This is a genomic window from Victivallis sp., from assembly GCF_048170485.1.
GTDB lineage: Bacteria > Verrucomicrobiota > Lentisphaeria > Victivallales > Victivallaceae > Victivallis.
The window spans coordinates 1-12,820 of record NZ_DBEXAY010000215.1 but is presented as its reverse complement, the minus strand read 5'-3'; the positions used below and the strand labels follow the sequence as shown (position 1 = coordinate 12,820).

Below are 12,820 nucleotides of genomic sequence, written 5' to 3'. Positions count from 1 at the left end.
GCGGCTCGACGCTGGTGCGGATCGGCAGTGCGATTTTCGGGAGAAGAAATTGATGGAGAAGCTCAAGGTTCTGCTGATCGGCGCCGGCGGGGTCGGGATTTATTTCTGCGGCCGTCTGGCGCAGGGCGGGGAGGCGGAGGTCAACGTCGTCGCCCGAAGCGAATATGAGGTCGCCGTGAAAAACGGTTATCAGGTGCAGAGCGTCGCCGGGGATTTCTCGTTTCATCCGGACCGGGTGCTTCGGTCGGCGGAAGAGTGCCCGGGCGAAGTTGATTACATCATTCTGGCCACCAAAGTGTTGCCGGAGGTGGATCCGGTTGCGTTGCTTCGGCCGGCATTGGAGCGCTCTCCGAACGGTGTGATCGTGTTGATCCAGAACGGTGTGGAGATCGAGGAGCCGATCCGTGCCGCGTTCCCCGACCGTGAACTCATCAGTACGATCGCCTATGTCGGCGTGTCACGTCCGACGCCCGGGCGGGTGCATCACTTCGGCAGCGGAACGCTGCGGATGGGAGTCTATCCGTCGGGAATTTCCGCCGCGGCCAGGAGACTGGCGGCGACGTTTGAAAAGGGTGGAATCGTGCGCTGTGAACTCTGCGAGGACATCCGTCAGGTGCGCTGGTGCAAACTGTTGTGGAATCTGGCGTTCAATCCGGTCTCCGTCCTCGCCGGCGGAGTGGATACCCGGCAGATGGTTGAAGATCCTGAACTGGAGAATCTCTGCCGGAACTTGATGGAGGAAGTGATTATGACTGCCCGTTCCTGCGGAGTCTCTCTGAAGGAGGAGGATGCGGTCAACACCATGGAGTATACGCGGCGTTTCCCCGCCTATCGAACCAGCATGCTGCAGGATTTCGAAGCGGGCAGGCCGCTGGAGGTGGAGGCGATTCTGGGCAATCCGGTACGGCTGGCAAGACAACATCGGGTTGAAATTCCGCGCATGGAAAGCTGTTATGCGCTGCTTCGAGCCTTGAATTCCCATCGAAACGGGCTATCTTAAGCAAAGATCATTCCGCTGCCGGAAGGTGTCCTGCTGCGGAGGATCGCTGAACGATGATGCAGAACCTTTCAATTGAAGGAGAAACAAATGGATCAGAAAAAGTTCGCCATCTATCGGGATCGGGCACGGCTCTTTCTCGAGAGGCTCAAAGAAGATCTCTTTTTTGAGTCGCAACCTCTGAAAGCTGAAATTTATTCAACAAAACAACCGGTTGCATTTTCGGATCGCCTGTCCGGGAAATACCGGGAAATCCGGGAAGGGGAGCACTGGGGGGAGGCGTGGGACAGCGCCTGGATTCACCTCACCGGAACCGTTCCCGCCGAATGGGCCGGGCAGCCGGTCTGGTGCCGCCTCTACCTCGGTGGCGAGCTGTTGATTTTCGATGAGCAGGGGGTACCGTATTATGGACTGACTCATATGAGTGTCTACAACAACGGATACCGGAAGGATCTTCTGCCGATTACCGAGGCGGCGGAACCCGGCAGCAAAATCGATCTCTGGGGCGAACTTGCCGCGAATGGTCTGTTCGGAATCGAAGGCATCACCGATGATTCCGGGCTCGGCCGTATCCGGACGATGCGCTTCGGCCATTTCAATACCGCCGCGTGGGACCTCTGCAACGATTTTGCCGTGCTCTATGCGCTGTTGGAGAGCTTGCCGGACACCGATTACCGGGCGGTGCAGGTCAACATGGCGCTCAACGATGCGGTCAGCGCCTATGCCGACAATCCGGCCAACGCTGCCGCGGCCCGGGCCCGTCTCGCGAAACAGCTTTCGCTGCCGGCGGAGAAATCGGCGCTCACCACCATTGCAGTCGGTCATGCGCACATCGACACCGGCTGGCTCTGGCCGGTGCGGGAGACGATCCGCAAATGCGCGCGTACCTTCGCCAGCCAGATCTACAATCTGGAACGCTACCCGGATTATGTATTCGGCGCGTCCGCGGCACAGCATTATGCATTTGTAAAAGAGTATTATCCGGAACTTTACGAAAAGATCCGTCAGAAGATCAAAGAGGGCCGCTGGGAGATTCAGGGTGGCATGTGGGTTGAGGCGGACTGCAACATCATCTCCGGCGAGTCGATGGTGCGTCAGTTCCTCTACGGCAAGAACTTCTTCATGGACGAGTTCGGCTTCGACGTGAAGAACCTCTGGATTCCGGACGTCTTCGGGTATTCCGCTTCGATGCCGCAGATCATCAAGAAATCCGGTTGCGACTACTTCATTACGCAGAAGATTTCATGGAGTCAGTTCAACAAATTCCCGTACCACACCTTCCTCTGGCGCGGCATCGACAACACGGAGGTGCTGACCCACTTCCCGCCGGAGGATACCTACAACTCCTGGATGCTGCCGGACGGGCTTCGCAAAGCGCAGGACAACTTCAACGAAAACTATTTCCTGCCGGAATTCCTCACTCTGACCGGAATCGGCGACGGCGGCGGCGGTCCCAAGCTCGAACACATCGAGTACGGATTGCGGTCGGCGAATCTCGAAGGGGTTCCGCACGTCAAATTCGGACGCGTGGATAAATTTCTCGAGCGGCTTTCGAAGTACGCGGATAAACTCCCGCAGTGGGTGGGGGAACTCTACCTCGAACTCCATCGCGGCACTCTGACCACCCAGTCGCGCACCAAGCGCAACAACCGCAAGTGCGAACAGATGCTAACCGCGGCGGAATTCCTCTGCAGCTGCCTGCCGATGGCGGAGTATCCGGCCGACGAACTGGACGCGCTCTGGAAGACGGTTCTGCTCAACCAGTTCCACGATATCATTCCGGGCTCTTCGATCCACATGGTCTACGAGAACACCGAAGCCGAACACGCCGAGGTGCTCAAACGCTGTGCCGCGTTGATTGAGACAGCGGCGGAAAAACTGCTCAAGCAGGAAAAGGATGCGGTCACCGTGCTCAATACTCTGAGCTACGATTACACTTCGCCGGTCCGGCTGCCAGATGACTGGGCGGGATGCAGTGTGACGGATGAGTCGGGGCGCGAAATCCTGACGCAGACGGAAAACGGCGCGCTGTGGGCGCTCGGCAACTTCCCGCCACAGAGCTTCACCACGCTGACCCGCGGCAAGGCGGAAAAGCAGGCCAAAACCAAAGTCGACAAGACGCTGGTGCTGGAGAACGATCTGGTCCGCTACGAATTCGATGCGGACGCCCGGTTGCTGCGCGCCTTTGACAAGACCGCGAACCGCGAAGTGATCTGCGGCGCGACCGGCAACCTGCTCGGCCTCTACGTCGATGAGCCGAACAACTGGGATGCGTGGGACGTCGATTTCACCTACCAGGATGTTCCGCCTGTCTATGTGACGGGGAGCCGGGCGGAAAAGGTCGCGGCTGGTCCGGTCCGGCAGGTGCTGGAGTTCGAATTGGCGGTCGGCAAATCGAAGATTCGCCAGCAGGTGGTGCTTGCCGCCAACTCCAAGCGGCTCGATTTCAATACCGAAGTGGATTGGAATGAGCACCATCGGATGCTTCGCGTCACCTTCCCGACCGCCGTTCGTGCGACGGAAGCGCGCTGTGACATCCAGTACGGTTACATCACCCGGCCCACGCACCGGAATACGCTGTGGGACTTCGCCCGGTTCGAAGTGGCGGCGCAGCGCTATGTCGACCTCGCCGATGTGAACGGCGGCGCGGCGCTGCTCACCGACTGCAAGTATGGCTACAAACTGCTCGATGGGGTGCTCGACCTCAACCTGCTGCGTTCGCCGGGCAATCCCGACCCGCAGGCGGACCTCGGCCACCACAGCTTCACCTACAGCTTCCTGCCGCACGAAGGCGGCCTGACGGGCTCCGAGGTGATGCAGGAGGCGGCCTGCCTCAACCGCGCGCCGCTGGTGCTGCCGGGCCGGAGCGAAGCGCTGACGCTGCCCTGCCGGCTGGTCGGCGGTGCCGGTGCCTCGCTCGAGGTGCTCAAACTCGCCTACAAGCGGAATGAGCGGATTATCCGCGTGGTCGAAACGGACGGTTGCAATTCGACCGCCCGTCTGGCGCTGGAGCCGGGGCGGAAGCTGGTGGAGACCAATCTGGTCGAGTGGAGTTCCGGCGCGACGCTCAAGCCGGAGGACGGCGTGGTGGAGGTTCCGCTCAAGCCGTTTGAAATCCGGACCTTCCGGATTCGCTGAAAAATCGCATTGCGGCGATTGTAAAACCCCTCCCGGCGTGGTATGTTACCATATTTACGCCGGGAGGTTTTGTGTATCGTTTTCTAACAACAGCAAGAGGGCAGCTGATTGCGCTGCTGATTCTGGTCGGGGCGGCTCAGTTTCCGCTGGTAATGAGCCCGGACCGCTTCTCCTTTGCCGGCGATGTGGACTGGACACTCGGCTATCTGGAGATGGTGCGGCGGAGCGTTCTGGAATTCTTCGAGTTTCCCTTCTGGGGAGCTTGGAATCACGGCGGCGTGCCGCTCTTTGCCAATCCGCAGATTACGATCTTCGGGCTGGAGTTCCCCTGTCTCCTGCTCTTCGGCACCTGGTACGGCTGGCGGGTGGCGATCTATCTGTACATGTTGTTCGGTACGGCGGGGATGTTTCTGTTTCTTCGCGGCTGCACCCGCAACCCGGCGGCCCGCTTCTGGGGAGCGGCGATTTTCGGCATGTCGAGCTGCATTGCTCTGCACTCCATGGTGGGCCATCCCGGTATGACCTGCATCACATTTCTCCCCTGGCTGCTCTATTTTGAACAGAGAATCAACCGGGATGCACGGTATGCCGTCGGGCTGGGGATTTTCACCGGGCTGATGTTCAATCAGTCTCTGCACTATCTCACACTGGTCAACTGCGCGGTGATGGCGGTGCTGGGGCTGGAACTCTCATGGCGCTTCCGGCGGCAGTTGCGATACTGGCTGCTGGTAACTCTTGCCGTCTGTGTTGCCGCGGCGCTCAGTGGTTACCGGGTCATGCAGACGTTGGACTATCTCGCCAGTTTCCCGCGGGAGATGGAGGAGCTTCTGTCGATTCCGGTCGGGACATTGATCGCGGGGTTGATTCGGCCGTTTGTTCCGATTACGACGCCCGTGGTTCAGAGCGGCAGGCTCGGGTTGCAATGGCATGAAATCGGCAGTTATGTCGGGATTCTCGCGGTCGGATTTTTTCTGTTCTCGCTGGTCCGGGAACGGCGCTGGTACCATTGGGGGGCGCTGATTGCGGTGGTATTGATTCTGGACTCCACTTCGAAATTCCTGCCGGGCTACTGGTTGCGGCAGATTCCGCCGTTCACCAGTTTCTTCGTCATTACCCGCTGGCGTTTTCTATTGGTGTTTTTTCTTGCGACCGGTGCCGCCGTCGGCCTTGCCCGGTGTCTGCGGCAGTTTCCGAAGTACAGAAAAATCCTGCTGATGGTGCCGATTCTTTCCTGTGCGGCAATGGCGGCTAATTTGTGGCATATCTATTTGGCCAATGGGGAATGGATGTCGGAGAAAACGCTGTTGGCCGCCTACCGGCAGATGCCTTCACAACCTCGTTTGCTGGCCGTAGTGGCTCCGGAGATTTCCTGTTATATTGCGACGAAAAAAAATCTTGATAATCTGATTGGCTATGAGGCGGTGCAGGGATATTTTCACAATTCCATTCTGGCCTGTCTTCCTGCGGGACACCCCAAGTATCGGGGCGAATTTTATTCGCAGAAGGGAGCGGCGGAGCTGACGGGCTGGTCGCCCAACCGGATTGATTTTCAGACGCCTGTTCCGGACCGGATGAGAATCAACCAGAATCCCGGCAATGGCTGGAGAAATGAACGAGGTAAGCTGTTGTTTCCCGACTATCGGGAGTTTGAGGAGTCGAAACCGTTCTATGTCGATGTTCCGGCCGGGAAGGGGTACGTCTATTATCTGCCGCGACTTCACGAAACCGGCCTGTGGCTGACCTGTGTCTCGCTGGCGGTGGCACTTGTTCTCTGGTTTTACCTTCGTTCAGAAGAGTGCCGGCGTCGTCGTTCAAAGTAGTGGAGCAGACCATCCGGACTCGCTTTGATCCAGACGAAATTCTGCTGAATAAAGTCAAGATCGAGGTCAAAACCCATCCGTAACCCTGGTGCGAGAATCAGTGGGGCGTCGGAGTGACGGAGCGCTTCTTTGATTCGGGTTATGTCTTTTTGCTGAAATTGTTCCACCTGACTGAAATCCGCAATGGCGGCGGGCAGTCCGGTTTCCGCGTAATAGAGACCCTGATTCCGGCCGTAGATATTGACCGGGCGTCCCTGCGCCACGGAGCGGATGAAGGCGGCGTGCTGTTTGAGAAGCGAATCGTCCGCGTCGTGGAAAAAGCAGTTGCTAAGAAAATAGTGCAGATTGGTGACAATCCGATTCCCGCCAAGTGCGATGGAGATGACGACTAGTCCGGAGAGTAACAGCGCGGGCCAGGCGGCCAGCAGTGCGGCGGCGCGTTCCGGTTTCCTGCAGCGGGCGGTGCGGAGCTGGTCATCCAGCCAGACGAAGAGGAGCAGAAAGGCCGGATAACTGACCGGCGCAAGATTGTAGGTATGGGAGCGCCCCTGATAGTAGGCGAAAAGGCCGGCGCCGAGAATTGCGGTGAAAAACATCCACTGCGCTTTCTGTTGTGCGGCTGGCGTCTGCAAGCGCGGCAGGAACACCGCCCGGATTCCCTGTGTCATGGCCGCCAGATAGATGGCGAGAATCAGTGCCCAGGCCGCGGGGAAGGGCTGCATCGGCAGAAGATTGACGCCTTCCTGAAGGAAGAGCCGCTGGTATTTGATGAGCGGAAGAATCGCCAGCGGCGCACCCTGTTGCAGAGAAAACAGCATCCACCATGCGGCAAGGGTGAAGATCAGTGACGCCGTGAACAGAAGCAGCAGAATCCATTTTCTGCGGTTGCCCTGATTCGCGATGGCGCGGAGGGCGATCAGGCAGAAGAATGCTCCGGCGACCGGAATGCCCGAATCGAGATTCCAGCAGACCGCGCTCCCCGCGAGGAGTCCGGCAAACAGAGCTCCGATGTTTTTGCGTTCTTCCGGAAGCCGGCAGTAAAAGGCGGCGCCCAGAAGCGCGGCGGCAGGGAACAGCGAGCGGATCGGGTGGTATTCGTAATAGGGGTCGAACTCCTTCAGCCGGAAGAAGCACCAGATTCCCCCGAGATAGGCCAGAATCAGAGAGAACAGCGGCGTGAGCAGACGGTTTCGGCTCCACAGCCAGAAGGCACGCAACACCATGGCAAAGGTCAGAACGTGGAGCAGACTCATGACCAGCGAAAGCTTGAAGACCGAGAGTCCGATGAGATGGAACAACGGCGCCAGAAACCGCGGATAGAGTCCGTAGAGATGGTTTTCGAAGCCGCCGGAGACCGCGCGGGATACCGCATAGCAGATCGGTTCAAAATGAAACGTCCACATCTGAATGATGAACTGCTCCGGATAGAGGATGCAGAAGAGCACACCGGCAATCGGGAACAGCAGCGAGGCCCAGTAGATCCAGCCGTTTCCCCGGAGAACGTGGCGTCCGAGCAGATATCCGGCAACCAGCCCGGTTAAGATGGAGCTGATCAGATAGCCCGGGTGGCGGAAGGCGTTTGACGCGAAGTCTTCGATCCATAGCCCATGGCCGAACAGCATCGCTTCGGCAAAGAAGGCCCATGCCCCGGCGAGCAGCGCGCTGGTGAGCGGTGTTGCCGGCAGGAACTCCCGGCGACGGACGATCCAGATCGCGGCTCCGGCGAGAAAAGGCGATGCGAACAACGCCAGCAGAAAGGTGTTTCGCTCCCGCGGTTCCGGAAGAAGCTCCCCCTGATAGAGAGAGATGAATTTGCCGGATTGGCGGCAGACCTGCAGTTCCTCCGGGGAAATATCGGAGAAAAACCGCCGCAACTGCAGCAGTCAGCAGAAGTGCGACCCCGATTGTCAATTGGAGGCGGAAGGTCTGCCGGAATCGCTCATCCATTTTGCCGCCTGCGCAGTACCAGGAACCAGAAGACCAGCCAGAGAAGCATCATGCCGGCGGAAATCAGCCAGACAAAGAGATTTCCCTGGGTAATTACCAGCGGCAGAGCCATGGAGGTCCAGATTCCACCGCCCATGAACGGTTCGTGGAAGAGCTGTTTGTAACCGAATGCGGAGGCCGCGACGGTGCGGGATTCCGGGTCGGCGGTGCGAAGCAGCAGCAGCCCGGTTGCGGTCACTCCCATCGACTGGCCGAATTCCGCGATCGAACGTTCGAACCAGGCTTCACGGAACAGCCGCGGCGCGAGAAACAGGACACAGAAGACGTTCCAGAGGGTTCCGGCGAGGATGAGCAGCAGCAGCGGCAGCCAGTTCGCCGCGACGAAATCAAGCTGAATCGAGGCGACAGCGGCCACGACCAGAAAGTCCAGCGCCGCTCCGCCGAGCCGCTGGATCTGCCCGTGATCGACGATCACATCGAGTCGGACGGTTACCAGAAGTTTCTGCAGGATCAGTCCGCCGATGAGACAGAGCGGAAAGAGCGGGAAACTTTCAAGCACCTTGAGCTTCTGCACCCCTTCCGGCGAGACCTGATTGAGCAGAAAGAGCAGCTCCTTGAGCCCGTAGCCGATCAGTACGGCGATGCCGAGGACGGCGACATGGAATGCCAGAGAGTCGATCGAATCGCTGAAAACGGTCTGCTTCCCGGCCGGCGGCTGTGCATGGCGCGGATAGATGCCGCGCCGTTCATACGCCTTCTGTTCAGAGAAAAGCCGCACATTTTTCACCCAGCCGCGCCGGACCGCCAGATTGATGAGCGCCATACCGATGACAATGCCGAGCACCATGCCGGCGGTCGCCATCGTATAACCCAGGTCCCGGCCGCGCGACCAGTTGAAATGATCGAACGTGGCGGAGAGACCGGCCACGGTGCCGTGCCCGCCTTCGAAGCCGATTTCCAGCAGTGTGCCGAATGCCCGGTCGACGTGGAAGAGCGGAATCAGCACCAATCCGGCCAGGGCGAGCCCGACCACATACTGCCCCCAGGCGATCAGCTGTCCGTAGCAGAGCTGGGGCGCGGCAAGCCCCCAGATCTCCCGCAGACGGGGCAGGGCGGAGCCGATGAAGAGCGAGGCGAAGACGATGTTGATGAGGAATCCGGGGACGTCGTTCCAGCTGGCATACCAGTCGGAAGAGAAGTTTTTCCCGAAGGTGTTGATCCAGACGAGCCCGATCAGTCCTCCGATGACGGAGGCGGGCAGATAGAGACGCTGCAGCAGCGGAACCGCAGTTCGGACGGCCTTGCCGAGAACCAGCAGCAGACAGAGGCCGCAGAAGGACATTACGGCAGTCATGATTCCGATGCCCCCTGGGGGATGGTGAGAACTTTGCCGGATAAAATCTGCAATCCGCGCCGGCATCCGGTTGAAATTTTCATACGGCGGCTCCATATTATGAATGGGAAATGTTTGATTTCATCCGGATAATATGGCGCAAAACGTCGTCATTTTCAAATGCCGGGCGGAGAAAAGCGGAAGATTTTGTCGAAGGACGGTGCGGAAGGCATGGCATATCAGGAATCACTTTTTTCGCAGAGTGTCAACCGGCCGCTGGCGGACCGGCTCCGGCCGACTGACCTCGATCAGATTGTCGGTCAGGAGCATCTGCTCGGCGAGGGGGCGCCGCTGCGCCGGATGATCGACTCCGGCCATTTGACCAGTTTTATTCTCTGGGGGCCGCCCGGCTGTGGCAAAACGACGCTGGCCCGGGTGATGGCAACCCGTACCAGTCTTCATTTCACCGCGCTCTCGGCGGTGTTTTCCGGAATCGCTGATCTGCGCAAGGCGTTCGATGAGGCGGCGAAGCGGCGCGAATACGGCGAGGGAACACTGCTTTTCATCGACGAGATTCACCGGTTCAACCGGGCACAGCAGGATGGCTTCCTCCCTTATGTGGAAAACGGTACCGTAACTCTGGTCGGCGCGACGACGGAGAATCCCTCCTTCGAGTTGAACAGCGCACTGCTCTCCCGCTGCAAAGTGTTCGTTATGAATCCGCTGGATGCCGATGCCCTCGAAAAGATCACGCAGCGGGCCGAAGCGGAACTGAAGCGCAAACTGCCGGTGACGCCCGAGGCACGGCGGACGCTGGCCGAACTGGCCGACGGCGACGGTCGTTATCTCATCAATCTGCTGGAAAGTGTCTTCGATCTGACGCCGGAAGGGGAAACTCTGGATGCGGCGGCAGTGCTCAAGATCGTTCAGCAGCGCGCTCCGATCTACGACAAAGACAAGGAAGGGCACTACAATCTCATCAGCGCACTGCACAAATCACTGCGCGGCTCCGACACCGACGCCGCACTTTACTGGGCGGCACGGATGATTGCCGGCGGGGAGGATCCGCTCTACCTTCTGCGGCGGTTGACCCGGTTCGCGACGGAAGATGTCGGCCTGGCCGACCCGCAGGCTCTGCAGATGGCGATTGCCGCGTGGGACACCTACGAGCGGCTCGGCTCTCCGGAAGGCGAGCTGGCGATCGCCGAACTGGTGATCTACCTCGGCACCGCGCCGAAATCGAACAGCGCCTATGTCGCATGGGGCGAGGCCCAGCGGGCGGCCAAGGAGTTCGGTTCTCTGACGCCGCCGGCGCACATTCTCAATGCGCCGACCCGGCTGATGAAAGAACTCGGGTACGGAAAGGGATACCAGTACGATCATAAGACAGCGGAGGGGTTTTCCGGTCAGAACTATTTCCCCGACAAGATGCCGCGCAAGAAATTCTACCGGCCGCCGGAACGGGGATTTGAGCGGGAGATTCTCCGCCGTCTCGCCTACTGGGAGCGGTTGCGCGAACGCAAAAATGCTTCGCACTCCTGAATTGTCCGCATTCCGCCGTCAGGCGGAGAAGCGGCTTCCGGCCACGAGGCCGCCCCATGCCGCGAGAATGCCGAGTGTATTCTGCAGCAAGAGATTGAGCATGGCCTTGCCGGCGGCGCCGCGCTGGAAGAGCTCCGCGCATTCCAGCGCATAGGTCGAGAAGGTGGTGAAGGCGCCGAGAAATCCCACCAGAATCACCGGAAGCAGCGGCGCGAATTGCGGGAAACGCCCCCGGATCAGAGCACAGACCGCCCCGGCGGCGAAGGCGCCGATGACGTTCACGATCAGCGTGGAAAAAGGGAAGGCGGTGGTCGTCAGCACCGTTCCCAGCCGGATGCAACTGTAACGGAGCAGGGTTCCGACCGCTCCGGCGACGGCGATGGCGGCGAGCAGTTTCAATGACATGATGTGTCTCCTTTCGCAGAGTTCTGCAAAATGTGTTTCAATTGTTCGATTCCCTGAAAGAGGCGCGGGCCGAGCCGGCAGACCAGATCGGGATCGGGAAGGGGGCGGACCGGGAGAAGCTTCAGCCATTCCGGCAGTGTCGCACCGGCGTCCGGAATCAGAATGAGGTCCGGCTGTTGTTCCGCAATCCATTCCGGCGAGACGGTGACGTAAGCGCGGTTCAGAGAACCTGCGAGGTTTTTCCCTCCGGCAAGTTCAATCATGGGGTGAATGAAACTTCGCCGCCCTGCCGCGATTGCGGGATCGATCCCGGCGAGGAACAGGACTTTTACCTTCCGATTTTCGGGAATGGATTCCATCTGATGCCGGAGGTGTGCGAGTCGCTTCTCGGCAAGAGCCGCTTCCCGTTCTCCCGCCGGGAGATTAAGCAGCCGCCCCAGGCGGCGCAATAGAGCGGGGTAATCGGCCAGGGTGTGATCCGGCAGCTCTTCAAAACGGATGCCGAGACTTGCCAGAAGCTGAGCCGTGCCGCGCCCCGGTTGCGGGGTGGAAACGACCAGAGTCGGGGCGAGTGCGGCAATTCGTTCCATAGAAGGGGAGAGAAATTTCCCGACCGACGGCAGCCGGACGACGGAAGCCGGTTCCGTACAGGAATCGGTTCGGCCGACCAGCATGGATTCTCCGCCAAGAAGACAGATTGCCTCCGTCAGGCTGGGACTGAGCGAAATGACCCGTTCCGCCGCGGCGGCACCGAGGGCGAACGCGACGAAACAAAGCAGGAGAAAAAGTTTCATAATCCTTTATGACATTCCGGAATTGACATCGGTATAATAGAGCTCTAATTTCCATGATTTGCAACCGGAGAAATGGAAAAACGGGTTGACACCGATGCAAAAACGAGTATATTAATGACGAACACATTGAGGGTATTTCATATGGCCACAACCGTTGATATTTCCAGCAGTCTCGAAGATTATCTCGAAGCGATTGCCGAGATCATCGAACAGAAGGGACATGCGCATACCAAAGACATCGCCGACCGGCTGAAAGTAAAAATGCCGTCGGTTACCAACGCACTTCAGGCGCTTTCCGCCCGCGGCCTGATCAACTATCAGTCTCATACGCCGGTCGAACTCACTACCGTCGGCGCGGAAACCGCCGCGGTAATCCGTCATCGGCACAAAGTGTTGAAAGATTTTTTCAGCCAGGTGCTGAAGCTGGATGCGGAGTGCTCCGACTCCACCGCCTGCCGGATTGAACATGTGATCGGGGAAACGGTGCTGTCGCGCATCGTGGCGCTGGCAGAGGCGATTGAAGGGCGCGACGACTGCGCTCCTCTGCGCGAATATCTTGAAACCACGATGCCGAAGATCTGTCCGGAGCCGGGCGAAGAATTGCTTTCTCTGGATCAGCTTCCGGACGGCGAATCCGGTGTGGTGGTGCATGTCGCCGAAAACCTGCGCGGCATCAAGAAATTTGCCGACCTCGGGCTGGTGCCCGGCACGCTGTTGCAGATGGAGGGCAGGGCGCCGTTCGGCGATCTGCTCCGGGTCAAGGTGATGGGCAGCAGCCTCTCCATGCGTGCAGGAGATGCGATGCACATCTGGGTCAAGCTCACCTGAGAGGGTGTGCTTTTTT

At 59.2% G+C, this 12,820-nt stretch carries 9 protein-coding genes; 5 read left to right on the top strand and 4 right to left on the bottom strand.

The window, feature by feature from the left end; genetic code table 11:
* The 3 genes from ACMLHG_RS11270 to ACMLHG_RS11260 all read left to right on the top strand — a co-directional run.
* Positions 1–1,000 (top strand): ketopantoate reductase family protein (locus tag ACMLHG_RS11270; RefSeq protein WP_417170554.1); only part of this gene is annotated, 1,000 nt, incomplete at its 5' end.
* A gap of 87 nt (positions 1,001–1,087) precedes the next feature.
* Positions 1,088–4,135, top strand: coding sequence for an alpha-mannosidase (locus tag ACMLHG_RS11265; protein WP_417170553.1), 3,048 nt, complete (start codon positions 1,088–1,090; stop codon positions 4,133–4,135).
* A gap of 71 nt (positions 4,136–4,206) precedes the next feature.
* Positions 4,207–5,955 (top strand): hypothetical protein, encoded by a 1,749-nt coding sequence (locus tag ACMLHG_RS11260; RefSeq protein WP_417170552.1) that lies wholly within the window; start codon positions 4,207–4,209, stop codon positions 5,953–5,955.
* Here ACMLHG_RS11260 and ACMLHG_RS11255 read toward each other — a convergent pair.
* Both ACMLHG_RS11255 and ACMLHG_RS11250 read right to left on the bottom strand, forming a co-directional pair.
* On the bottom strand, positions 5,913–7,829 hold the full coding sequence (locus ACMLHG_RS11255; RefSeq protein WP_417170551.1) for a hypothetical protein: 1,917 nt from the start codon (positions 7,827–7,829) through the stop codon (positions 5,913–5,915). The genes ACMLHG_RS11260 and ACMLHG_RS11255 overlap by 43 nt on opposite strands.
* 65 nt (positions 7,830–7,894) lie before the next feature.
* Positions 7,895–9,256 carry a sodium/glutamate symporter gene (locus ACMLHG_RS11250; protein WP_295807562.1) on the bottom strand — a complete coding sequence of 454 codons (1,362 nt, stop codon included), beginning with the start codon at positions 9,254–9,256 and terminating at the stop codon, positions 7,895–7,897.
* A 210-nt stretch (positions 9,257–9,466) separates the two neighbouring features.
* Between ACMLHG_RS11250 and ACMLHG_RS11245 the strand changes: the two genes are divergently transcribed.
* Positions 9,467–10,777 (top strand): replication-associated recombination protein A, encoded by a 1,311-nt coding sequence (locus ACMLHG_RS11245; RefSeq protein ID WP_417170550.1) that lies wholly within the window; start codon positions 9,467–9,469, stop codon positions 10,775–10,777.
* Positions 10,778–10,795: 18 nt separating this feature from the next.
* On the opposite strand, the gene ACMLHG_RS11240 is transcribed toward ACMLHG_RS11245, so the two are convergent.
* On the bottom strand, positions 10,796–11,182 hold the full coding sequence (locus ACMLHG_RS11240; RefSeq protein WP_417170549.1) for a fluoride efflux transporter FluC: 387 nt from the start codon (positions 11,180–11,182) through the stop codon (positions 10,796–10,798).
* Positions 11,173–11,976, bottom strand: coding sequence for a helical backbone metal receptor (locus ACMLHG_RS11235; protein ID WP_295807568.1), 804 nt, complete (start codon positions 11,974–11,976; stop codon positions 11,173–11,175). The genes ACMLHG_RS11240 and ACMLHG_RS11235 overlap by 10 nt, the downstream gene beginning before the upstream one ends.
* A 141-nt stretch (positions 11,977–12,117) precedes the next feature.
* Here ACMLHG_RS11235 and ACMLHG_RS11230 point away from each other — a divergent pair, with 141 nt between their 5' ends.
* Positions 12,118–12,804, top strand: coding sequence for a DtxR family transcriptional regulator (locus ACMLHG_RS11230; protein WP_295807571.1), 687 nt, complete (start codon positions 12,118–12,120; stop codon positions 12,802–12,804).
* Positions 12,805–12,820: the final 16 nt, after the last annotated feature.